23 protein-coding genes are annotated in these 22,521 nt (G+C 41.0%); 19 read left to right on the plus strand and 4 right to left on the minus strand.

Annotated features, from left to right (window positions below; translation table 11 throughout):
* The first annotated feature begins 163 nt into the window (after positions 1–163).
* The 3 genes from spxB (at position 164) to manA (ending at position 3,503) form a co-directional block, all read left to right on the plus strand.
* Positions 164–1,939: a pyruvate oxidase gene (gene spxB / locus KIH88_RS02995; RefSeq protein ID WP_000191796.1), complete on the plus strand. Its 1,776-nt coding sequence runs from the start codon at positions 164–166 to the stop codon at positions 1,937–1,939.
* A gap of 110 nt (positions 1,940–2,049) precedes the next feature.
* Positions 2,050–2,397, plus strand: a complete 348-nt coding sequence (locus KIH88_RS03000) for a VOC family protein (RefSeq protein ID WP_084921436.1) — start codon at positions 2,050–2,052, stop codon at positions 2,395–2,397.
* Positions 2,398–2,558: 161 nt separating this feature from the next.
* Positions 2,559–3,503: a mannose-6-phosphate isomerase, class I gene (gene manA, locus KIH88_RS03005; protein ID WP_213988712.1), complete on the plus strand. Its 945-nt coding sequence runs from the start codon at positions 2,559–2,561 to the stop codon at positions 3,501–3,503.
* A gap of 39 nt (positions 3,504–3,542) precedes the next feature.
* Here manA and KIH88_RS03010 read toward each other — a convergent pair whose 3' ends face one another.
* Positions 3,543–4,883 carry a sodium-dependent transporter gene (locus KIH88_RS03010; protein WP_213988711.1) on the minus strand — a complete coding sequence of 447 codons (1,341 nt, stop codon included), beginning with the start codon at positions 4,881–4,883 and terminating at the stop codon, positions 3,543–3,545.
* A gap of 358 nt (positions 4,884–5,241) precedes the next feature.
* On the opposite strand from KIH88_RS03010, the gene KIH88_RS03015 reads away from it, so the two are divergent.
* Positions 5,242–5,982 carry a MerR family transcriptional regulator gene (locus KIH88_RS03015; RefSeq protein ID WP_213988710.1) on the plus strand — a complete coding sequence of 247 codons (741 nt, stop codon included), beginning with the start codon at positions 5,242–5,244 and terminating at the stop codon, positions 5,980–5,982.
* A 28-nt stretch (positions 5,983–6,010) separates the two neighbouring features.
* Here KIH88_RS03015 and KIH88_RS03020 read toward each other — a convergent pair whose 3' ends face one another.
* From KIH88_RS03020 to KIH88_RS03030, 3 genes are read right to left on the minus strand one after another with little or no spacing between them, the layout of a single operon-like run.
* The gene (locus KIH88_RS03020; RefSeq protein ID WP_213988709.1) at positions 6,011–6,466 is read right to left on the minus strand and encodes an 8-oxo-dGTP diphosphatase; all 456 of its coding nucleotides are present in this window, start codon (positions 6,464–6,466) and stop codon (positions 6,011–6,013) included.
* 19 nt (positions 6,467–6,485) lie between these two features.
* Positions 6,486–7,661, minus strand: a complete 1,176-nt coding sequence (locus KIH88_RS03025) for a BaiN/RdsA family NAD(P)/FAD-dependent oxidoreductase (protein ID WP_213988708.1) — start codon at positions 7,659–7,661, stop codon at positions 6,486–6,488.
* A gap of 57 nt (positions 7,662–7,718) precedes the next feature.
* Complete coding sequence (locus KIH88_RS03030) at positions 7,719–8,564, minus strand: DegV family protein (protein WP_213988707.1); 846 nt, start codon at positions 8,562–8,564, stop codon at positions 7,719–7,721.
* A 124-nt stretch (positions 8,565–8,688) separates the two neighbouring features.
* On the opposite strand from KIH88_RS03030, the gene KIH88_RS03035 reads away from it, so the two are divergent.
* The 15 genes from KIH88_RS03035 (at position 8,689) to KIH88_RS03105 (ending at position 22,472) form a co-directional block, all read left to right on the plus strand.
* The gene (locus KIH88_RS03035; RefSeq protein WP_033584950.1) at positions 8,689–9,246 is read left to right on the plus strand and encodes a TetR/AcrR family transcriptional regulator; all 558 of its coding nucleotides are present in this window, start codon (positions 8,689–8,691) and stop codon (positions 9,244–9,246) included.
* Between the two features lie 18 nt (positions 9,247–9,264).
* Positions 9,265–9,732, plus strand: coding sequence for a deoxycytidylate deaminase (locus tag KIH88_RS03040; protein ID WP_000136990.1), 468 nt, complete (start codon positions 9,265–9,267; stop codon positions 9,730–9,732).
* 88 nt (positions 9,733–9,820) lie between these two features.
* Positions 9,821–10,450 (plus strand): uracil phosphoribosyltransferase, encoded by a 630-nt coding sequence (upp, locus tag KIH88_RS03045; protein WP_000515972.1) that lies wholly within the window; start codon positions 9,821–9,823, stop codon positions 10,448–10,450.
* Positions 10,451–10,621: 171 nt separating this feature from the next.
* Entirely contained in the window at positions 10,622–11,212 is a 591-nt protein-coding gene (clpP, locus tag KIH88_RS03050; protein WP_000613469.1) for an ATP-dependent Clp protease proteolytic subunit ClpP, read from the plus strand.
* 78 nt (positions 11,213–11,290) lie between these two features.
* Entirely contained in the window at positions 11,291–11,560 is a 270-nt protein-coding gene (locus KIH88_RS03055) for a YlbG family protein (protein ID WP_061597844.1), read from the plus strand.
* Between the two features lie 88 nt (positions 11,561–11,648).
* Positions 11,649–12,809 (plus strand): ABC transporter substrate-binding protein, encoded by a 1,161-nt coding sequence (locus KIH88_RS03060; RefSeq protein WP_125840697.1) that lies wholly within the window; start codon positions 11,649–11,651, stop codon positions 12,807–12,809.
* 119 nt (positions 12,810–12,928) lie between these two features.
* Positions 12,929–13,798 (plus strand): branched-chain amino acid ABC transporter permease, encoded by an 870-nt coding sequence (locus KIH88_RS03065; RefSeq protein WP_125840696.1) that lies wholly within the window; start codon positions 12,929–12,931, stop codon positions 13,796–13,798.
* Between the two features lie 3 nt (positions 13,799–13,801).
* A complete protein-coding gene (locus KIH88_RS03070) occupies positions 13,802–14,758 on the plus strand; it encodes a branched-chain amino acid ABC transporter permease (protein ID WP_000856262.1) in 957 nt (318 codons plus the stop codon).
* Positions 14,758–15,522 (plus strand): ABC transporter ATP-binding protein, encoded by a 765-nt coding sequence (locus tag KIH88_RS03075; protein WP_001186016.1) that lies wholly within the window; start codon positions 14,758–14,760, stop codon positions 15,520–15,522. Before KIH88_RS03070 ends, KIH88_RS03075 begins: the two co-directional genes overlap by 1 nt.
* The gene (locus KIH88_RS03080; RefSeq protein WP_033584957.1) at positions 15,522–16,232 is read left to right on the plus strand and encodes an ABC transporter ATP-binding protein; all 711 of its coding nucleotides are present in this window, start codon (positions 15,522–15,524) and stop codon (positions 16,230–16,232) included. Before KIH88_RS03075 ends, KIH88_RS03080 begins: the two co-directional genes overlap by 1 nt.
* Positions 16,233–16,581: 349 nt before the next feature.
* Entirely contained in the window at positions 16,582–17,238 is a 657-nt protein-coding gene (locus KIH88_RS03085) for a CBS domain-containing protein (protein ID WP_000268646.1), read from the plus strand.
* Between the two features lie 109 nt (positions 17,239–17,347).
* Positions 17,348–18,443 (plus strand): peptide chain release factor 2 gene (gene prfB / locus KIH88_RS03090; RefSeq protein ID WP_141553778.1). Its coding sequence is split into 2 segments (ribosomal slippage): positions 17,348–17,419 and positions 17,421–18,443, totalling 1,095 coding nucleotides; the frame shifts between segments, so codons are not numbered across the junction.
* Between the two features lie 17 nt (positions 18,444–18,460).
* Positions 18,461–19,153, plus strand: a complete 693-nt coding sequence (gene ftsE, locus KIH88_RS03095; protein WP_000022271.1) for a cell division ATP-binding protein FtsE — start codon at positions 18,461–18,463, stop codon at positions 19,151–19,153.
* Complete coding sequence (gene ftsX / locus KIH88_RS03100; RefSeq protein ID WP_000625557.1) at positions 19,146–20,072, plus strand: permease-like cell division protein FtsX; 927 nt, start codon at positions 19,146–19,148, stop codon at positions 20,070–20,072. The genes ftsE and ftsX overlap by 8 nt, the downstream gene beginning before the upstream one ends.
* Positions 20,073–20,285: 213 nt before the next feature.
* On the plus strand, positions 20,286–22,472 hold the full coding sequence (locus KIH88_RS03105) for a PTS transporter subunit IIBC (RefSeq protein ID WP_213988706.1): 2,187 nt from the start codon (positions 20,286–20,288) through the stop codon (positions 22,470–22,472).
* The last annotated feature ends 49 nt before the right edge of the window (positions 22,473–22,521 follow it).

Here is a 22,521-nt window from a genome sequence, read left to right on the forward strand (position 1 = left end):
CAAACTGTACTGTAATAGAGAATAAAAATTTCTGAGCACATTCTTAGGAGACCCAAAACAAATGTGGTAAAGTAGTAGAGTAAAAATTTGCTGAAACGTTTCCAAATAATATATGAAAACGGATGAATCAAGTTTTAAAAATATTTGAAGGAGAGTTATCATTATGACTCAAGGGAAAATTACTGCATCTGCAGCAATGCTTAATGTATTGAAAACATGGGGCGTAGATACAATCTACGGTATCCCATCAGGAACACTCAGCTCATTGATGGATGCTTTGGCTGAAGACAAAGATATCCGCTTCTTGCAAGTTCGCCACGAAGAAACAGGTGCTCTTGCAGCGGTAATGCAAGCTAAATTCGGCGGCTCAATCGGGGTTGCTGTTGGTTCAGGTGGTCCAGGTGCGACTCACTTGATTAACGGTGTTTACGATGCAGCTATGGATAACACTCCATTCCTTGCTATCCTTGGATCACGTCCAGTTAACGAACTCAACATGGATGCCTTCCAAGAATTGAACCAAAACCCAATGTACAACGGTATCGCTGTCTACAACAAACGTGTAGCTTACGCTGAGCAATTGCCAAAAGTAATTGACGAAGCTTGCCGTGCTGCAGTTTCTAAAAAAGGTCCAGCTGTTGTTGAAATCCCAGTAAACTTCGGTTTCCAAGAAATCGACGAAAACTCATACTACGGATCAGGTTCTTACGAACGTCGCTTCATCGCTCCTGCTTTGAACGAAGTTGAAATTGACAAAGCAGTTGAGATCTTGAACAATGCGGAACGTCCAGTTATCTACGCTGGTTTTGGTGGAGTTGGTGCTGGTGATGTCATCACTGAATTGTCACGTAAGATCAAAGCACCAATCATCACAACTGGTAAAAACTTCGAAGCCTTTGAATGGGACTACGAAGGTTTGACAGGTTCTGCTTACCGTGTTGGTTGGAAACCAGCCAACGAAGTGGTCTTTGAAGCAGACACCGTTCTTTTCCTTGGTTCAAACTTCCCATTTGCTGAAGTTTACGAAGCCTTCAAGAACACTGAAAAATTCATCCAAGTTGATATTGACCCTTACAAACTTGGTAAACGTCATGCCCTTGATGCTTCTATCCTTGGTGATGCAGGTCAAGCAGCGAAAGCAATCCTTGACAAAGTAAACCCAGTAGAATCTACTCCATGGTGGCGTGCAAACGTTAAGAACAACCAAAACTGGCGTGATTACATGAACAAACTCGAAGGTAAAACTGAGGGTGAATTGCAATTGTACCAAGTTTACAATGCTATCAATAAACATGCTGATCAAGACGCTATCTACTCAATCGACGTAGGTGACACTACTCAAACATCTACTCGTCACCTTCACATGACACCTAAGAACATGTGGCGTACATCTCCACTCTTTGCGACAATGGGTATTGCCCTTCCTGGTGGTATCGCTGCTAAAAAAGACAATCCAGATCGCCAAGTATGGAACATCATGGGTGACGGTGCATTCAACATGTGCTACCCAGACGTGATCACAAACGTTCAATACGACCTTCCAGTTATCAACGTTATCTTCTCAAATGGTAAATATGCCTTCATCAAGGACAAATACGAAGACACAAATAAACACTTGTTTGGTTGTGACTTCACAAACGCTGACTACGCAAAAATTGCTGAAGCACAAGGTGCTGTTGGATTTACAGTTGATCGTATCGAAGACATCGACGCAGTTGTTGCAGAAGCTGTGAAACTCAACAAAGAAGGTAAAACTGTTGTTATCGATGCTCGCATCACGCAACACCGTCCACTTCCAGTAGAAGTACTTGAATTGGATCCAAAACTTCACTCAGAAGAAGCAATCAAAGCCTTCAAGGAAAAATACGAAGCAGAAGAACTCGTACCATTCCGCCTCTTCTTGGAAGAAGAAGGATTGCAATCACGCGCAATCAAATAATTTCTCTCATCGAAAATCAAAGGTAAACTTTGTAGATTTTATTCTTTGATTTTCTTAGAGCAGAACTTGAAAAGATCGGAGCAATCCGGTCTTTTTCTGGAGGATAGTAAATGAATTTAAATCAATTAGATATCATCGTTTCAAATGTTCCTCAAGTCTGTGCCGACTTGGAGCGTATTTTGGATAAAAAAGCCGATTATGTTGACGACAGTTTTGCACAGTTCACGATTGGCAGTCACTGCCTCATGTTGTCTCAAAATCATTTGATTCCTTTGGAAAACTTTCAGTCAGGAATCATTCTTCATATCGAGGTTGAGGATGTAGATCAGAACTACCAACGGTTGAAAGAGCTTGGTATCCAGGTTTTAAACGGTCCAGTTGTAACCGATTGGGGAACCGAAAGCCTGTTAGTTGGAGGCCCTTCCGGACTAGTGCTTGATTTTTATCGTATGAAATAAGGGCATAGTAGAGTTTGAACGCCAACAAAAGTTATAGCATATGAGGGGATTTCTTCACTATTTTTATAAAATCTTCTCCCTAATTTATAAGATATGAAAAAGAGTTCTAATGGAACTCTTTTTTTGCTATAATGAAAGGAGAAAACAGACAGGAGATCGACATGTCAGAACCATTATTTTTACAATCAGTTATGCAAGAAAAAATCTGGGGTGGAACCAAGCTACGTGATGAGTTTGGTTACGACATTCCAAGTGAAAAAATCGGAGAATACTGGGCTATCTCAGCTCATCCAAATGGAGTTTCTAAGGTAGCCAATGGTCGCTACGAGGGAACAGACCTAGCAACTTTGTATGCGGAACACCGTGAGTTGTTTGGCAACCGTCCAGAACCTGTGTTTCCACTCTTGACCAAAATCCTCGATGCCAATGACTGGCTTAGTGTTCAAGTTCACCCAGACGATGCCTATGGACTAGAGCATGAAGGTGAACTTGGAAAAACAGAATGCTGGTATATCATCGCTGCAGATGAAGGATCAGAGATTATCTATGGTCATAATGCTAAGTCAAAGGAAGAACTTCGCCAGCAAATCGAAGCTAAAAACTGGGATGGTCTATTAACAAAAGTCCCTGTCAAGGCTGGAGATTTCTTCTATGTACCAAGCGGAACCATGCACGCTATCGGAGCAGGTATCTTGATTCTTGAAACCCAGCAGTCTAGCGATACCACCTATCGTGTCTATGACTTTGACCGTAAGGATGACAAGGGTAACTTGCGTGAACTTCACCTTGAAAAATCTATCGATGTTTTAAACATTGGAGAGCCTGCCAATAGCCGTCCTGTAACTATCAAAGCTGATGATTTGCGTTCAACTCTTCTGGTGTCTAATGACTTCTTCGCAGTTTACAAGTGGGAAATCACTGGAAAAGTTGACTTTGAAAAGACAGCTGACTACAGCTTGTTGAGTATCTTAGCCGGTCAAGGTCACCTCACTGTTGATGGAAAAAACTATCCGATTCAAAAAGGGAGCCACTTTATCCTACCAAGTGATGTTGAAACTTGGACCTTGGAAGGGCAAGGTTTGGAATTGATTGTTAGCCATCCATAAAAAGAAAGGGCCTGAGTTTACTACTCAAGTCCTTTTTGATTACATAAATTGGGCGATAAAAACCACAATGATGATAATAGGAATGATGAAACGAAGGAGGAAAAGCCAGACTTGGAAAAGTCCTTGTTTCCATGCTCTTTCATCAAGATGCAGTTCCTCCATGGCAAGGGCCTTTTTAAAGATATAGCCAGTAAAAAGAGACAGACAGAGAGCCCCAAAGGGCATGAGGAGGTTGGAAACCAAGAAGTCCATAGCATCAAAGAAGGTCTTTCCAAAAATGTGAACATCTGCCATAACACCGTAAGATAGGGCTGAAGGAATGCCGAAAACAAAGGTCAAGATTCCTAAAATGGCACTCCACTTAGCACGTTTGCTGTTGTCCTGGTTGGTGATATTGCCCACATTGATTTCCAGCATAACGACAGAAGAAGTAACCGTCGCAAAGAGGAAGAGCAAGAGGAAAAGAATGTAGAAAATAGTTCCAAAAGGCATCTTGTCAAAGAGTTGGGGCAAGACGATAAAGAGCAAGCTTGGTCCCCCTTCAGACTGAATATTGAAGGCTGACATGGCTGGGAAAATGGCTAGTCCCGCCATGATGGATACCGATATGTTCATGGCTACGATGGAAATCCCTGATTGGACCATATTGGTTTTCTTGTCTAAGTAGGACGCATAGGTCAGCATGGCTGTGACTCCTAGTGAGAGGGCAAAGAAAGATTGTCCCAGGGCATAAAGGAGACCAGCGCTAGTTAGTTTTGAAAAGTCTGGTTTGAGAAAGTAGAGAACCCCTTCCATGGCATTTGGTAAGCTGAGCGAGCGCCCAATGATCACGACAAAGATGATAAAGAGCAGGGGCATCATGACTTTCGAGGCTCTTTCAATCCCTTTTTGAACCCCACGTGATACAATAAAGATATTCAATAAGATAAAGGTTGCTTGAGCACCTAGGGCAATGGCTGGATTTGAAATGATTGAAGTAAATAACTGAGCATAATCACCCGTACCGCCAAGCTGGAACAACTTTCCGAACTCAACACCTAGATAGACTAAAATCCATCCTCCGATAACACTGTAAAAGGATAGGAGGATAAAGAGGGCAAAGGCACCAATCCAACCGATAAAGTTGTACTTGTTATTGTTACCAAGTTTTCCAAAGGTTTTGATAGCGGAAACGCCAGCACTACGACCAAGGGCAAACTCAGCCAGCAGGAGTGGGAAACCGATTAAAATAGTGGAAATGAGAAAGACCAGTAAAAAGCCTCCACCGCCATTAGCAGCAGTCATGTAAGGGAACTTCCAAACGGCTCCAAGTCCGATAGCTGAACCAGCAGATGCTAGGATAAAGCCAAGTTTCGAGCCCCATTGCGATTTTTCTGACATAGTTGAAACTCCAATCTCGTTTTTTAAAATAAGAAAAGGCTACTTGAGTTGTCAAATAGCCTTCTCTCAATGGCTCTCTATGAGCCTACTGTTTGATTGATAGACTGGACTATCCTATCATGTTTTCTAAGGCCTGTCAAGAAAACCATTTTCAAGTTTTCACAGTTTTCTCATAAAGTTAAAAAATTTTCACAAAAACGCTTGACTCTGACCTAAGGGGAGGGGTTATACTATCAATGTAATACTCTTCGAAATTCAAATTCAAACCACGTCAGCGTCGCCTTACCGTACTCAAGTACAGCCTGCGGCTAGCTTCCTAGTTTGTTCTTTGATTTTCATTGAGTATAAGGAGGAAATCATGTACCATATCAAAGAAGCTGCGCAGCTTTCAGGTGTCTCTGTCAAGACCCTGCACCACTACGATAAGATAGGACTTCTGGTCCCCTTAAAGTCGGAAAACGGCTATCGAACCTATAGTCAAGAGGATTTGGAACGCCTTCAGGTCATTCTTTACTACAAATATCTAGGCTTTTCTTTAGAGAAAATAGCGGAACTATTAAAGGAAGAAAGGACAGATTTATTGCCTCATTTGACCAGGCAGTTGGACTATTTGACTCGAGAAAGGGAACATCTAGATACCTTGATTTCCACCTTGCAAAAAACCATTCAAGAACAAAAAGGAGAAAGAAAAATGACCATTGAGGAAAAATTCACGGGATTTAGCTATCAAGACAACCAAAAATACCACCAAGAAGCGGTAGAGAAATATGGACAAGAAGTCATGGATCAAGCCCTCGAGCGACAAAAAGGTCGTGAAGATGAGTCTACGGCTGCCTTTAACCAAGTCTTTCAAACTTTGGCACAAAATCTTCAAGCTGGTTTACCTGCAACAGCAACTAAAAACCAAGAGCAAGCAGCCAATCTCTTGCAAGCCATTCGTACTTATGGATTTGACTGCTCTATTGAAGTCTTCGGACATATCGGTAAAGGATATGTCTACAACCCAGAGTTCAAGAGAAACATTGACAAGTTTGGCTCTGGAACAGCCCAGTACACATCAGATGTCATTGCAGCTTACGTTCGGACAAATGCAGAATAAATAGGCTAGGAATTTCCTAGCCTATTTTTTACTTCAAATCATAAAGCCAGTCGTCACCGTCTTTATAGTAGAAGAACTCACTGAGATCTTCTTCTAGAAACACACGAAGCATATCAGACATATCATCAGTAGCAAGTTTTAGATGAGAAAGATTTTCAAAGTCCTCCCACCAAACTTTCCCTTCGTCTGAAGACTGGAGTTCACCAGTAAAGTGTTCTGTCTTGTAAAAAAGGACGACATATCGATAATCCTTGTCATCGTACCAGTTTTTGATACCACAGAGTTGGGGCTTGGAAATGGTCAGACCAGTTTCTTCTTTCACTTCACGAATGACAGCATCGACAAAGGATTCGCCACGTTCAACATGACCACCAGGAAAAGTAATGCCGGGCCAGTCGGGACTAACTCGATCTTGAACCAGAACCTTGTCTCCGTTTTGAATCATACACATGTTGACAAATTCGACTGTTTCTCTTCTGTTCATTTTTCACAACCTTTGATCTTTAATCATAATGCAGACTTCCTGCCACCCATCCGGTACAGAGGGCAGAAGTGATGTTAAAGCCACCCGTGTGGGCATTGATATCCAGTACCTCGCCTGCAAAGTGGAGGCCGGGAACGAGCTTACTTTCCAGAGTTTTGGGATTGATTTCCTTGAGACTGACACCACCTTTGGTGACAAAGGACTTGGCAAGAGACATTTTTCCAGTCACAGGGATTTTGAGAGCCTTGATGGACTGGAGAAGTTGTTCGCGTTTCTTTTCAGTCAGTTGTTTGACTTTTTCAGGATAGCCTTGCACAAGAAATTCTGCCAAGCGTTCCGGAAGCAAGGTTTTTAAAGCATTTTTCAAGAATTTTTCCCGATTCTCTTCTAGAAATGCAGCCAAGTCCTTCTCAGAAAGTTGAGGCAAAACATCGAGTGAGAGAACCTCTCCGCCCTTGACAAAGCTAGACATACGTAGGGCAGCAGGGCCGGACAAACCAAAGTGGGTAAAGAGTAGATCATGAGTGATGACATGCTTGCCATAGCTTAAGGTCACATCATCCAGCGAAATTCCCTGCAAGGCCTTATGTGGAAGATCTGTCAATAAAGGACTTTCAGCTGCCTCAAGCTCTGTAATGGTGTGCTTAAAATGACGGGCAATCTCGTGACCAAAACCAGTCGAACCAGTCGAAGGATAAGATTTGCCACCTGTTGTAACAATGAGTTTATCACAAGTGAAGCTTTGGTCTGCGGACTTAAGGACAAAATGGTCGTCTATCTTTTTAACCGAAACAATCTCTGTTTGAGTAGCAATTTGCCCACCAAGTTCAATGATTTTCTTCTCCAAGGCTTCGATAATGGTCCGAGATTTGTCAGTAGCAGGAAAGACACGGCCGTGGTCCTCAACCTTTAGTTTAACACCGTTTTCCGTGAAAAAGTTGATGATATCATGGTTATCAAACTGGGAAAAGACACTGTATAGAAAGCGTCCATTTCCAGGGATGCCAGCTAGTAGGTCATCTAGACTTCCATTGTTAGTTACATTGCAACGACCACCACCTGTACCAGCTAATTTTTTTCCGAGTTTCCGATTTTTTTCGATGAGAAGGGTTTTCTGACCATAAAAGCTACTGGAAATCGTAGCCATCATACCAGCAGGCCCTCCACCGATGACAATAGTATCAAAATGTTTCATAGATTTATTGTACCACAAAAAACAAGAGATGCTTGGCATCTCTTGTTGCTAATAATCTTAGTTGATTTCATATCCCATCAACAAACCGCCATCTTCTGCATAAAAACTGCAAAGACCAGAGGTTGGGAGAATTTTGATATTGGCTTGTGGGAAGGTTTGGATCAAGCGTTCTGACAATTGTTGACAGAATTTTTCATTGCTGCGATGAGCCATGATAATTCGACCACCAGCATAGCCAGCCTTGATGAGCTCTTCATAGGCCGCTTGAAGAGATTTTTTTGGTCCACGCGCTTTTTGGAGCAGTTCTAGGGTTCCAGTTTCACTTGCTTCCCCAACCATACGGATGTTGAGAAGACCAACGACTGTACCAATAAGCTTACTTAAACGGCCATTTTTTACCAAGTTATCAACTTTAGCGAGGACAAAGAGCAATTTGGTTTTTTCTTGGTAGGCTGTAATAGCTTCAACAATTTCTTCAAAAGAAAGTCCTTGATCAATCAAGTCATTGATTTTTTCTACAATTAGGTCAACTTCCCCACCAGCAGATAAACTATCAATCACATGAATCTGAGTGTCAGAGTGTTCTTCAAGGTAAATATTTCTAGCGAGTTGTGCACTATTATGGCTACCTGAAAGAGTACCAGTAATGGTAACGACAAAGATATGCTTAGAACCTTCAAATGCACGCAAGTAATCATCAGGGCTAGGACAAGCTGATTTTGAAGCCTCAGAAGTCGCATACATGGTTTCCATCATGTGGTCAATGTCAAGATTGGCATCATCGGTAAAGACCTGATCGGCTACTTGAATGGTTAAAGGAACACTAACAAATTCCGTATCAATAGCAGGAGTTGCCAGTTGACGATAATCACAACCAGAGTCAGCTACAATCTTCCAAGTCATAGAAATTCTCCATCTTTGTCACTTATACATTGACAAAGGTTCTGTCTTTTTTTACAATTGTATCATGAATGTCCTTGAAACAAAAGCACCATACGTCTGTTGTTACAAGTAGAAAGAAATTGTTATGTCTGAACGTAGAATATCTGAAAAATCTCTTGAAAATCTCAGAAAATCAAATCAAGAATCCAATTTTTTAACTAGAGAAGCAATCGAGACGGCTCTTTTGCAACTTCTGGAAAAAAAAGACTTGGCAAAGATCAGTATTTCAGAATTAGTCAAACGGGCGGGCGTCTCTCGTGCTGCCTTCTATCGTAACTATGACTCCAAAGAAGAGATTTTGGAAAGTGTTTTTAAACGCAGTGTCCATAACATTATGGAACAGTTGAGCCACTACGATGTCAAAACAGACCTTTATCTAGTCTGGGTACACCTTTTCCGCGCAGCCAAGAAAGAAGCCAAGGTTATTCAACTTGCTCTGGACTACCATTTGGAAAAGATTTTCGTCCAAGCTATGCAGGAATTTCTAGAAAAATACCACGGAAAGTCAAAAGGTGTCAGCAGCTATCTTCATTCCTTTTGGAGCTCTGCCATCGTATCGGTTCTGCTCAAATGGATCAAGGATGGCATGAAGGTTCCGGCTGAAAAGATTGCAGATTTACGCTTACCATTTTTCAAAAAATAGGGGATAAGGAGAAGAATTATGACAGAAAAAAGACTGGCTTGGGATGAGTACTTTGCAGCCCAGGCTTTACTGATTGCTAATCGTTCGACCTGTAAACGTGCCAAGGTGGGAGCTGTCCTAGTCAAGGACAATAAAGTCATTTCAACAGGCTATAATGGTTCCGTATCGGGAACGGAGCACTGTATTGACCACGAATGTTTAGTCATTGAAGGTCACTGTGTCCGAACCCTTCACGCCGAGGTTAATGCCATCTTGCAAGGAGCCGAACGAGGGGTTCCCAGAGGTTTTACAGCCTATGTGACCCATTTCCCTTGTCTGAACTGCACCAAACAACTGCTACAGGTTGGTTGCAAGCGCGTGGTTTATATCAACCAGTACCGAATGGATGACTATGCCCAGTACCTTTATCACGAAAAAGGCACTGAGTTGACCCATTTACCATTAGAGACTGTTCAGACAGCTCTTCAAGAGGCAGATTTGATTTAAAAATTAATAAAAATAAATGGTTTAGAAAGCTTTTTAAACCGTTTTTTGATATAATAAGAAGAATAAATTGAAAGAAGGAACTCAGAAAATGGGAAAAATTGAAGTCATTAATCATCCACTAATTCAACACAAATTGTCAATCTTGCGTCGTACAGACACTTCCACAAAGGCTTTTCGTGAACTAGTAGACGAGATTGCAATGTTGATGGGATATGAAGTACTTCGTGATCTTCCACTTGAAGACGTGGAAATCGAAACACCTATCACAAAGACCGTTCAAAAACAATTGGCTGGTAAAAAATTGGCGATTGTCCCAATCTTGCGTGCAGGTATCGGGATGGTAGATGGTCTCTTGAATCTGGTTCCAGCAGCAAAAGTTGGACACATCGGTATGTACCGTGATGAAGAAACCCTTCAACCAGTTGAATACTTAGTGAAATTACCTGAGGATATTGACCAACGTCAAATTTTTGTCGTTGATCCAATGTTGGCAACAGGTGGCTCAGCAATCTTGGCAGTAGATTCCCTTAAAAAACGTGGCGCTTCAAATATCAAGTTTGTCTGCCTAGTATCTGCTCCAGAAGGAGTGAAAGCCCTCCAAGAAGCACACCCAGATGTAGAAATTTTTACTGCAGCCTTGGATGAACGCTTGAACGAACACGGTTATATCGTTCCAGGTCTTGGAGATGCTGGAGACCGCTTGTTTGGTACTAAATAAAATTCCAAAGTAAATATTGAAACTAGAAGTTCGTTTTTGACTTGAAAGGAGGTTGAGTTTTTGTTTCTGTTTAGAGAATAGAGCAAAAATTTGACCTTTTTTGACCAAAAAGATATAATAGTTGTATTGAGTCGTAAGACTAAGAAAATTCAACCTTAAAAGGAGAAATGAATGATTCCTGTAGTTATTGAACAAACAAGCCGTGGAGAACGTTCATATGATATTTACTCACGTCTACTAAAAGATCGTATCATCATGTTGACTGGACCAGTTGAAGACAACATGGCCAACTCCGTTATTGCCCAATTGCTCTTCTTGGATGCCCAAGACAGTACAAAAGATATTTACCTTTATGTCAATACACCTGGGGGCTCCGTTTCAGCTGGTTTGGCAATCGTTGATACCATGAACTTTATCAAGGCAGATGTCCAAACAATCGTTATGGGGATGGCTGCATCCATGGGGACTGTCATTGCATCAAGTGGCGCAAAAGGCAAACGTTTCATGCTTCCAAATGCAGAGTACATGATTCACCAACCAATGGGTGGTACAGGTGGTGGTACCCAACAAACCGATATGGCAATTGCTGCAGAGCACTTGCTTAAAACTCGTAAGACTTTGGAGCAAATTCTTGCAGATAACTCTGGTAAAACAGTTGAGCAAATTCATGTAGACGCAGAACGTGATTACTGGATGAGCGCCCAAGAAACACTTGAGTATGGTTTTATTGATGAAATCATGGCCAACAATTCTTTGAGCTAACCAAGCTAAAAAGCAAACTCGACGGGGTTTGCTTTTTTTGATATAATAGGAGAAGATTTCTTAGAAAGAGGATTTATCATGTTTGAAAAGGTCAATCGATCAGGATTAATCATCTATCTTTACTATAATCGGGATGCAAAGAAACTTCAGGAATACGGTGACATCTGTTACCATTCTAAGAAGCATCGTTACTTGCAGCTCTATGTTCCAACTGAGGAGCTAGATGACTTAGTTGAGAGATTAGGTAAGGAAAGATATATCAAGAAAATTAGACGGTGTCACATTCAAGAGTTAGAAACTCCTTTTGTTGGGAATCTCTATCGAAATGAAGAAAACGTTATCATTTAAAAAAGTGAATAAAAAGGTTGACAATTTTCTGATAATTCGGTATATTCTTAACATACTATTTTGGAACAATATTATAAGGAGATAAAAAATGAAGAAAAAATTTGCCCTATCTTTTGTGGCCCTTGCTAGCGTAGCGCTTCTCGCCGCTTGTGGAGAGGTCAAATCAGGAGCCTCAAACGCTGCTGGTAACTCAGTCGATGAAAAGACAATTAAAATCGGATTTAACTTTGAAGAAACTGGTGCCGTAGCAGCCTACGGAACATCTGAACAAAAAGGAGCTCAACTTGCCGTTGATGAAATCAATGCAGCAGGTGGTATCGATGGAAAACAAATCGACGTTGTAGACAAAGACAACAAGTCAGAGACTGCCGAAGCAGCTTCTGTTACAACGAACCTAGTTACCCAATCAAAAGTAGCAGCTATTGTAGGACCTGCGACATCTGGTGCAACTGCTGCAGCTGTAGCTAACGCTACCAAAGCTGGAGTGCCATTGATCTCACCAAGTGCCACTCAAGATGGATTAACCAAAGGTCAAGATTACCTATTTATCGGAACATTCCAAGATAGCTTCCAAGGGAAGATTATTTCTAACTATGTAACAAACAAGTTGAATGCTAAGAAGGTTGTTCTTTATACTGACAATGCTAGTGACTATGCTAAAGGTATTGCTAAATCTTTCCGCGAAACCTACAAGGGTGAGATTGTAGCAGATGAAACGTTTGTAGCAGGTGATACAGACTTCCAAGCAGCCCTTACTAAAATGAAAGGGAAAGAGTTTGACGCTATCGTTGTTCCAGGCTACTACACAGAAGCAGGTAAAATCGTAAACCAAGCCCGTGGTATGGGAATTGATAAACCAATCGTTGGTGGTGATGGATTTAACGGTGAAGAATTTGTTCAACAAGCAACAGCTGAAAAAGCATCAAACATTTACTTCATCTCAGGATTCTCAACTACAGTTGATGTTTCTGAAAAAGCTAAAGCCTTCCTTGAAGCATACCGTGCTAAATACAATGAAGAGCCTTCAACCTTCTCAGCCTTGGCTTATGACTCAGTTTATCTAGTAGCCAATGCTGCAAAAGGTGCTAAAAACTCAGGTGAAATCAAGGACAACCTTGCTAAAACAAAAGATTTTGATGGTGTAACTGGTCAAACGAGCTTTGATGCTGACCACAATACAGTGAAAACTGCTTACATGATGACCATGAACAATGGTAAAGTAGAAGCAGCAGAAGTTGTAAAACCATAACATTAGAATAGTAGTTGAAATAGGGAATGAGCCTTTGACTCACTCCCTGTTTCGGTGTTTATGAACTTGTGAAAATTGAGAAATTTTCTAAAAAATAACGATAGAAAAGAGTGAATGCTATGCTCCAACAACTTGTGAATGGTTTAATTCTGGGTAGTGTTTATGCACTTTTGGCCCTGGGTTATACCATGGTTTATGGAATTATCAAACTCATTAACTTCGCCCACGGTGATATTTATATGATAGGTGCCTTTATTGGTTACTTTTTGATTAATTCCTTCCAAATGGATTTCTTTTTAGCTTTGATTATTTCAATGGCAGGAACCGCACTACTTGGTGTTGTGATTGAATTTCTTGCCTACCGTCCTTTGCGATACTCTACACGTATTGCTGTATTGATTACTGCTATCGGAGTGTCTTTCCTACTGGAATACGGAATGGTTTATCTAGTAGGCGCCAATACTCGTGCCTTCCCTCAAGCAATTGAAACCGTCCGCTTTGACTTGGGACCAATTAGCTTGACAAATATTCAATTAATGATTTTAGCAGTTTCTGTACTCTTGATGGTTTTATTGCAATTGATCGTTCAAAAAACAAAAATGGGGAAAGCCATGCGTGCGGTATCAGTTGATAGTGACGCAGCTCAATTGATGGGAATTAATGTAAATCGTACAATCAGTTTTACCTTTGCTTTGGGTTCAGCTCTTGCTGGTGCGGCAGGTGTCCTCATTGCCCTTTACTACAACTCTCTTGAACCTTTGATGGGCGTGACTCCAGGTCTAAAATCATTCGTTGCAGCCGTACTTGGTGGTATCGGGATTATTCCTGGTGCAGCTCTAGGGGGATTTGTGATTGGCTTGTTGGAAACTTTTGCTACTGCCTTTGGTATGTCTGATTTCCGTGATGCTATCGTTTATGGGATCTTGCTTTTGATTCTGATTATTCGTCCTGCAGGTATCCTTGGTAAGAATGTGAAAGAGAAGGTGTAAACAATGAAGACAAATCTTAAAGTAAATATTCTCTGGTTATTCCTTCTGTTAGCGGGTTATGGATTGATTAGTGTACTGGTTTCTGCTGGTGTTCTCAATCTATTCCATGTCCAAATTTTAGAACAAATTGGGATTAATATCATCCTTGCAGTAGGTTTGAACTTAATTGTCGGTTTTTCAGGACAATTCTCACTTGGTCATGCAGGTTTTATGGCGATTGGGGCTTATGCAGCAGCGATTATTGGTTCAAAATCACCAACCTATGGTGCTTTCTTTGGAGCAATGGTCTTGGGTGCTTTGATTTCTGGTGCAGTCGCTTTGCTCGTTGGGATTCCAACGCTTCGTTTAAAGGGTGACTACCTGGCTGTTGCGACACTAGGTGTTTCAGAAATCATTCGTATCTTTATCATTAATGGTGGAAGTTTGACCAACGGTGCTGCTGGTATCTTGGGTATTCCAAACTTTACTAACTGGCAAATGGTTTATCTATTTGTGGTGATCACAACTATTGCAACTCTCAACTTCCTACGTAGTCCAATCGGACGCTCTACTCTATCTGTTCGTGAGGATGAGATTGCTGCAGAATCCGTTGGGGTAAACACTACAAAGATCAAGATTATCGCTTTTGTCTTTGGGGCCATTACAGCAAGTATTGCTGGTTCACTTCAGGCTGGTTTTATCGGATCTGTTGTGCCAAAAGATTACACCTTTATTAATTCCATCAATGTGTTGATTATCGTTGTATTTGGTGGACTTGGATCGATTACTGGTACCATCGTTTCAGCGATTGTTTTAGGAATTTTAAATATGCTCCTTCAAGATGTTGCTAGCGTACGTATGATTATCTACGCCTTGGCTCTTGTATTGGTCATGATTTTCAGACCAGGTGGACTTCTTGGGACATGGGAATTGAGTCTATCACGTTTCTTTAAAAAATCTAAGAAGGAGGGACAAAACTAATGGCACTACTTGAAGTTAAACAGTTAACCAAACATTTTGGCGGTCTAACAGCTGTTGGAGATGTCACTCTTGAATTGAACGAGGGAGAATTGGTTGGTCTGATTGGACCAAACGGGGCAGGTAAAACAACCCTTTTCAATCTCTTGACCGGTGTTTATGAACCAAGCGAAGGTACTGTGACACTAGATGGTCACCTCCTAAATGGGAAAACTCCCTATAAGATTGCTTCACTTGGTCTCAGTCGTACCTTCCAAAATATTCGTTTGTTCAAAGACTTGACAGTTTTGGAAAATGTTTTGATTGCGTTTAGCAATCATCATAAACAGCATGTCCTAGCTAGTTTCTTACGCTTACCTGCTTTCTATAAGAATGAGGAAGAATTAAAAAGCAAAGCTTTAGACTTGCTGAAGATTTTTGATTTGGATGGTGACGCAGATACTCTTGCCAAGAATCTGGCCTATGGCCAACAACGTCGATTAGAAATCGTTCGTGCTCTGGCAACCGAACCTAAGATCCTCTTTTTGGATGAACCGGCAGCTGGGATGAATCCTCAAGAAACGGCTGAATTGACAGAACTGATCCGTCGTATCAAAGATGAATTTAAAATTACTATCATGCTCATCGAACACGATATGAATTTGGTTATGGAAGTCACTGAGCGTATCTATGTTCTTGAATATGGCCGTTTGATTGCTCAGGGAACTCCTGACGAAATTAAGACGAATAAACGTGTTATCGAAGCTTATCTAGGAGGTGAAGCCTAATGCCTATGTTAAAAGTTGAAAACCTCTCTGTACATTATGGTATGATCCAAGCAGTTCGTGATGTGAGTTTCGAGGTTAATGAAGGAGAAGTTGTTTCCCTTATCGGTGCCAATGGTGCTGGTAAAACAACCATTCTTCGTACCCTTTCAGGTTTGGTTCGCCCAAGTGCTGGTAAAATTCAGTTTTTAGGAAAAGAAATTCAAAAGTTGCCAGCGCAAAAAATCGTGGCAGGTGGCCTTTCACAAGTTCCTGAGGGACGCCATGTTTTCCCAGGTTTGACTGTTATGGAAAATCTAGAAATGGGAGCTTTCTTGAAGAAAAATCGTGAAGAAAATCAAGCCAACTTGAAAAAAGTCTTTTCACGCTTCCCACGTCTGGAAGAGCGTAAAAACCAAGATGCGGCAACTCTTTCAGGCGGTGAACAGCAGATGCTGGCTATGGGACGCGCTCTCATGTCTACACCTAAGCTCCTTCTCTTGGATGAGCCATCAATGGGACTGGCCCCAATCTTTATCCAAGAAATTTTTGATATCATTCAAGATATTCAGAAGCAAGGAACAACAGTTCTCCTAATCGAACAGAACGCCAACAAGGCCCTTGCTATCTCTGACCGTGGTTATGTACTTGAAACAGGCAAGATCGTCCTATCAGGAACAGGAAAAGAACTAGCCTCATCAGAAGAAGTCAGAAAAGCATATCTAGGTGGCTAAAACAATCCAGTGGATTGTTTTAGTCGGCGGATAAGGATTGCGCAAGTAATCATCCAATCCAGTGAATTGTTTTAGTCGGTGGATGAGTTGCGTAAGCAATTCTCATCTAGTCTGGGGGACTAGTTTAGGTTGCGGATGGAGATGATAATAGGTTTTCAATACTAGTCGGTAGTATCCTTAACAACTGAAAGAAGAAATATAAATAATGTTTGCTAACTTGCACATATAGAGCTCTAAATTAGAGCTCTTTTTTGTAAAAGACTCAAAATCTTGAAAAAGAAATGAAAGCGTTTGATAGATTTTCTAAGAAAGTGTATAATAAAGGTAGCAATATAGAAGGAGAAGTCCCATGGCAGTTAAAGATTTCATGACCCGTAAGGTAGTTTATATCAGTCCAGATACGACTGTAGCACACGCAGCAGATTTGATGCGCGAGCAAGGTTTGCACCGTTTACCTGTTATCGAAAACGATCAATTAGTCGGATTGGTAACAGAAGGAACCATTGCGGAAGCCAGCCCATCTAAAGCAACCAGTCTCTCTATCTATGAGATGAATTATCTTCTGAATAAAACCAAAGTAAAAGATGTAATGATTCGAGATGTCGTGACTGTTTCTGGCTATGCAAGTCTAGAAGATGCGACCTACCTGATGCTGAAAAATAAAATTGGGATATTACCAGTCGTAGACAATCATCAGGTCTACGGCGTAATTACAGACCGCGATGTTTTTCAGGCTTTCTTGGAAATCGCCGGATACGGAGAAGAGGGTATTCGTGTTCGTTTCATTACAGAAAATGAAGTAGGAGTACTGGGAAAAATTGTAGCTCTAATCGTAGAAGAAAATCTAAATATCTCGCACACAGTTAATATTCCGCGTAAGGATGGGAAGGTCGTCATTGAAGTTCAAATTGATGGAAAAATCGATTTGACTTCATTAAAGGATAAGTTTGAAAAAGAAGGAATTCAAGTGGAGGAGATCACTCATACCTCTGCCAAAGTCCTTTAAACCAGAGGCTTTAGGGCCTCTTTTTTCTGCCACAAAAAGCGGTGAAAAGCAAAATATAGAAAGAAATGAGAGATTATGGTATAATAAAACGATATGAAAAGGAGTATCTATGGACATTTCAGAAATTCGTCAAAAAATTGACGCAAATCGTGAAAAATTAGCTTCTTTCAGGGGGTCTCTTTGACCTCGAAGGCTTAGAGGAAGAGATTGCCATCTTGGAAAACAAGATGACAGAACCTGATTTTTGGAACGATAATATCGCGGCCCAAAAAACGTCGCAAGAATTAAATGAATTAAAAAATACCTACAATACCTTCCGTAAAATGGAAGAGTTGCAGGACGAAGTTGAGATTTTATTGGACTTCTTAGCAGAAGACGAGTCAGTCCATGATGAACTGGTCGAGCAGCTAACCGAGTTGGATAAGATGATGGCCAACTACGAGATGACCCTTCTCTTGTCAGAACCTTATGACCATAATAATGCCATCTTGGAAATTCATCCAGGATCTGGTGGTACTGAGGCTCAGGACTGGGGTGATATGTTGCTTCGCATGTACACTCGTTATGGAAATGCCAAAGGCTTTAAAGTAGAAGTTTTGGATTATCAGGCAGGTGATGAAGCAGGTATTAAGTCTGTGACCTTGTTTTTTGAAGGACCGAATGCTTATGGCCTACTTAAATCAGAAATGGGTGTTCACCGTTTGGTTCGTATTTCACCATTTGACTCTGCCAAACGTCGCCATACTTCATTTACATCCGTAGAGGTTATGCCTGAACTGGATGATACTATCGAAGTGGAGATTCGTGAAGATGATATCAAAATGGATACCTTCCGTTCAGGTGGTGCTGGTGGACAAAACGTCAATAAAGTTTCAACAGGTGTGCGTTTGACACACATTCCTACAGGAACTGTCGTCCAATCAACGGTCGATCGTACCCAGTATGGAAATAGAGATCGTGCCATGAAGATGTTGCAGGCTAAACTCTATCAGATGGAGCAAGAAAAGAAAGCTGCGGAAGTTGATTCCCTCAAAGGTGAGAAAAAAGAAATTACATGGGGAAGTCAGATTCGTTCTTATGTCTTCACACCTTATACTATGGTAAAAGATCACCGTACAAGCTTTGAAGTTTCCCAAGTAGATAAGGTTATGGATGGAGACCTTGATGGTTTCATCGATGCCTATCTCAAGTGGCGAATTAGCTAAGAAAGAAAGGAACTCATATGTCAATCATTGAAATGAGAGATGTTGTCAAAAAGTATGACAATGGAACGACTGCCCTGCGTGGTGTCTCTGTTACCATTGAACCAGGAGAGTTTGCCTATATCGTAGGACCTTCTGGGGCAGGTAAGTCAACCTTTATTCGAGCTTTATACCGAGAAGTAAAGATCGAAAAAGGAAGCCTATCAGTTGCAGGCTTTAATCTAGTTAAAATCAAGAAGAAAGATATCCCGCTTCTACGTCGTAGTGTCGGGGTTGTCTTTCAAGATTACAAACTCTTGCCTAAGAAAACGGTTTATGAGAATATTGCCTACGCAATGGAAGTTATCGGAGAGAATCGCCGTAACATCAAAAAACGTGTTATGGAAGTATTGGACCTAGTAGGTTTAAAACACAAGGTTCGTTCTTTCCCGAATGAACTCTCAGGTGGAGAACAGCAACGGATTGCGATTGCCCGTGCGATTGTCAACAATCCTAAAGTATTGATTGCTGATGAACCAACAGGAAACTTGGACCCAGATAATTCGTGGGAAATTATGAATCTGTTGGAACGCATCAATCTTCAAGGTACAACTGTTTTGATGGCGACCCACAACAGCCAAATCGTAAATACCTTGCGCCACCGTGTCATTGCCATTGAAAATGGCCGTGTCGTTCGTGACGAAGCTAAAGGAGAATATGGATACGATGATTAGTAGATTTTTTCGCCATTTATTTGAATCATTAAAAAGTTTAAAACGAAATGGCTGGATGACAGTAGCAGCAGTGAGTTCGGTTATGATTACCTTAACACTCGTTGCCTTGTTTGCATCTGTAATTTTTAATACAGCAAAACTGGCTACCGATATTGAAAACAACGTTCGTGTTATGGTCTACATTCGTAAGGATGTAGCAGATAACAGTGAAACGATTGAAAAAGAAGGTCAGACAGTTACCAATAATGACTACCACAAGGTCTATGATGCTTTGAAGGCGATGCCTGCTGTAAAAAGTGTTACCTTCTCAAGTAAAGAAGAACAATACGAGAAACTGACGGAAACCATGGGTGACGATTGGAAGGTCTTTGAAGGGGATGCAAATCCTCTCTATGATGCCTATATCGTCGATACAAATTCTCCAAGTGATGTTAAAACAGTAGCTGAAGAAGCGAAGAAAATTGAGGGAGTATCAGAAGTTCAAGATGGTGGAGCCAACACTCAACGACTTTTCGAACTGGCTTCCTTTATCCGTGTTTGGGGATTGGTTATTGCAGGACTCTTGATTTTTATCGCAGTCTTCCTCATTTCCAATACCATCCGTATTACCATTATTTCACGTAGTCGTGAGATTCAGATCATGCGTCTTGTTGGAGCGAGAAATGGTTATATCCGTGGCCCATTCTTGCTAGAAGGTGCTTTTATTGGCTTGCTTGGCGCAGCGATTCCCTCAGTTCTTGTATTCTTTGTTTACAATATCGTTTATCAATCGGTCAATAAATCCTTGGTAGGTCAAAACTTATCAATGATTACGCCAGATGTGTTTGTCCCTTTGATGACAGTTCTACTATTTGTAATCGGAATTTTCATTGGTTCAATTGGTTCAGGAATTTCGATGCGTCGATTCTTGAAAATCTAATTGGATATAAATGCAAATTGCAGAACAAATCAGAAAAATGATACATTTTTAAAAGAGAAGTTTTCGTAAACTTCTCTTTTTTCTTCTAAAAATTAAAAAAAGTAGACAATTTTTTTATAAAAGCCTTTACAAAAAAAAATAAAGTGGTATAATTGAATTATAAATAAGTGCAAACGTTTTCGTAAAACGTTTGCCTAAATAAAGGAGATTTGAATGATGAAAGCTACATTCAAAAATGTCTTGTCTTTCGAATTTTGGCAAAAATTCGGTAAGGCATTGATGGTGGTTATCGCTGTTATGCCAGCGGCTGGATTGATGATTTCAATCGGTAAGTCGCTTGCATTGATTGACCCAAATCTTGCCCCACTTGTTATTACAGGTGGAATTCTTGAGCAAATCGGTTGGGGAGTTATCGGTAACCTTCATATTTTGTTTGCTCTTGCTATCGGTGGTAGCTGGGCTAAAGAACGTGCAGGCGGTGCTTTTGCAGCAGGACTTGCCTTTATCTTAATCAACCGTATCACTGGTACTATCTTTGGAGTTACAAGTGATATGCTGAAAAACCCTGAGGCTATGGTCACTACTCTCTTTGGAGGCTCAATCAAAGTTTCTGATTACTTCATCAGTGTTCTTGAAGCACCAGCATTGAACATGGGTGTTTTTGTAGGGATTATCTCTGGTTTTGTAGGGGCAACTGCCTTTAACAAATACTACAACTACCGTAAACTTCCTGATGCGCTTTCATTCTTCAATGGGAAACGCTTCGTACCATTCGTTGTCATCCTTCGTTCAGCTATTGCAGCAATTGTGCTTGCAGCTTTCTGGCCAGTTGTTCAAACAGGTATCAACAACTTTGGTATCTGGATTGCCAATTCACAAGAAACAGCACCTGTTCTTGCACCATTCTTGTATGGTACTTTGGAACGTTTGCTCTTGCCATTTGGTCTTCACCACATGTTGACTATCCCAATGAACTATACAGCTCTTGGTGGTACTTATGACATTTTAACTGGTGCAGCTAAAGGTACTCAAGTATTCGGTCAAGACCCACTATGGCTTGCATGGGTAACAGACCTTGTAAACCTTAAAGGTACTGATGCTAGTCAATACCAACACTTGTTAGATACTGTTCACCCAGCTCGTTTCAAAGTTGGACAAATGATTGGTTCATTTGGTATCTTGATGGGTGTCATCGTTGCTATCTACCGCAATGTTGATGCTGACAAGAAACACCAATACAAGGGTATGATGATTGCGACAGCCCTTGCAACATTCTTGACAGGGGTTACTGAACCTATCGAGTATATGTTTATGTTTATCGCAACACCTCTTTACCTAGTGTATGCTCTTGTTCAAGGTGCTGCCTTTGCTATGGCGGATATTGTTCACCTTCGTGTGCACTCATTCGGTTCAATTGAATTCTTGACTCGTACTCCGCTAGCTATCAACGCTGGTCTTGGTATGGATATCATTAACTTTATCTGGGTAACTGTCCTCTTTGCAGTCATCATGTACTTCATTGCCAACTTCATGATTAAGAAATTCAACTATGCAACTCCAGGACGTAACGGAAACTATGAAACTGCTGAAGGAGCATCAGAAGATGCAGCTCCAGGAGAAACAAAAGTTGCAGCGGCTTCTCAAGCTGTAAATATCATTAACCTTCTTGGTGGTCGTGCAAACATCGTAGATGTAGATGCATGTATGACTCGTCTTCGTGTAACTGTTAAGGATGCAGATCGTGTTGGTACTGAGGAACAATGGAAAGCAGAAGGCGCTATGGGGCTTGTCATGAAAGGACAAGGTGTCCAAGCTATCTACGGACCAAAAGCTGACGTATTGAAATCTGATATCCAAGATATCCTTGACTCAGGTGAAGTAATTCCTGAAACTCTTCCAAGCCAAATGACAGAAGCTCAAAAGAATACTGTATACTTTAAAGGTGTAACTGAGGAAGTTTACTCAGTAGCTGATGGTCAAGTTATTGCCTTGGAACAAGTGAAAGATCCAGTCTTTGCTCAAAAAATGATGGGTGATGGTTTTGCAGTAGAACCAGCAAATGGAAACATTGTATCTCCAGTTACAGGTACTGTATCAAGTATCTTCCCAACAAAACATGCACTTGGACTTGTTACTGAATCAGGTCTTGAAGTACTTGTTCATATTGGTTTGGATACTGTAAGTCTTGAAGGAAAACCATTTACTGTTCACGTTTCTGAAGGACAAAAAGTGGCTGCTGGTGACCTTCTTGTGACAGCTGACTTGGATGCTATCCGTGCAGCAGGTCGTGAAACATCAACAGTGGTTGTCTTTACAAATGGTGATGCTATCAAATCAGTTAAATTAGAACAAACAGGTTCTCTTGCAGCTAAAACAGCAGTTGCTAAAGTAGAATTGTAATATACTCGAGGTTGGAAGCTGTTTTCCAACCTCTTGTTTTAGGAGAAAA

The sequence above is a fragment of the Streptococcus oralis genome, assembly GCF_018448765.2.
GTDB classification, from domain to species: Bacteria; Bacillota; Bacilli; order Lactobacillales; family Streptococcaceae; genus Streptococcus; species Streptococcus oralis_BM.

Coding starts and splice junctions, on each gene's coding strand:
- spxB (WP_000191796.1), top strand. CDS start 164: ATGACTCAAGGGAAAATTACTGCATCTGCAGCAATGCTTAATGTATTG.
- KIH88_RS03000 (WP_084921436.1), top strand. CDS start 2,050: ATGAATTTAAATCAATTAGATATCATCGTTTCAAATGTTCCTCAAGTC.
- manA (WP_213988712.1), top strand. CDS start 2,559: ATGTCAGAACCATTATTTTTACAATCAGTTATGCAAGAAAAAATCTGG.
- KIH88_RS03010 (WP_213988711.1), bottom strand. CDS start 4,883: ATGTCAGAAAAATCGCAATGGGGCTCGAAACTTGGCTTTATCCTAGCA.
- KIH88_RS03015 (WP_213988710.1), top strand. CDS start 5,242: ATGTACCATATCAAAGAAGCTGCGCAGCTTTCAGGTGTCTCTGTCAAG.
- KIH88_RS03020 (WP_213988709.1), bottom strand. CDS start 6,466: ATGAACAGAAGAGAAACAGTCGAATTTGTCAACATGTGTATGATTCAA.
- KIH88_RS03025 (WP_213988708.1), bottom strand. CDS start 7,661: ATGAAACATTTTGATACTATTGTCATCGGTGGAGGGCCTGCTGGTATG.
- KIH88_RS03030 (WP_213988707.1), bottom strand. CDS start 8,564: ATGACTTGGAAGATTGTAGCTGACTCTGGTTGTGATTATCGTCAACTG.
- KIH88_RS03035 (WP_033584950.1), top strand. CDS start 8,689: ATGTCTGAACGTAGAATATCTGAAAAATCTCTTGAAAATCTCAGAAAA.
- KIH88_RS03040 (WP_000136990.1), top strand. CDS start 9,265: ATGACAGAAAAAAGACTGGCTTGGGATGAGTACTTTGCAGCCCAGGCT.
- upp (WP_000515972.1), top strand. CDS start 9,821: ATGGGAAAAATTGAAGTCATTAATCATCCACTAATTCAACACAAATTG.
- clpP (WP_000613469.1), top strand. CDS start 10,622: ATGATTCCTGTAGTTATTGAACAAACAAGCCGTGGAGAACGTTCATAT.
- KIH88_RS03055 (WP_061597844.1), top strand. CDS start 11,291: ATGTTTGAAAAGGTCAATCGATCAGGATTAATCATCTATCTTTACTAT.
- KIH88_RS03060 (WP_125840697.1), top strand. CDS start 11,649: ATGAAGAAAAAATTTGCCCTATCTTTTGTGGCCCTTGCTAGCGTAGCG.
- KIH88_RS03065 (WP_125840696.1), top strand. CDS start 12,929: ATGCTCCAACAACTTGTGAATGGTTTAATTCTGGGTAGTGTTTATGCA.
- KIH88_RS03070 (WP_000856262.1), top strand. CDS start 13,802: ATGAAGACAAATCTTAAAGTAAATATTCTCTGGTTATTCCTTCTGTTA.
- KIH88_RS03075 (WP_001186016.1), top strand. CDS start 14,758: ATGGCACTACTTGAAGTTAAACAGTTAACCAAACATTTTGGCGGTCTA.
- KIH88_RS03080 (WP_033584957.1), top strand. CDS start 15,522: ATGCCTATGTTAAAAGTTGAAAACCTCTCTGTACATTATGGTATGATC.
- KIH88_RS03085 (WP_000268646.1), top strand. CDS start 16,582: ATGGCAGTTAAAGATTTCATGACCCGTAAGGTAGTTTATATCAGTCCA.
- ftsE (WP_000022271.1), top strand. CDS start 18,461: ATGTCAATCATTGAAATGAGAGATGTTGTCAAAAAGTATGACAATGGA.
- ftsX (WP_000625557.1), top strand. CDS start 19,146: ATGATTAGTAGATTTTTTCGCCATTTATTTGAATCATTAAAAAGTTTA.
- KIH88_RS03105 (WP_213988706.1), top strand. CDS start 20,286: ATGATGAAAGCTACATTCAAAAATGTCTTGTCTTTCGAATTTTGGCAA.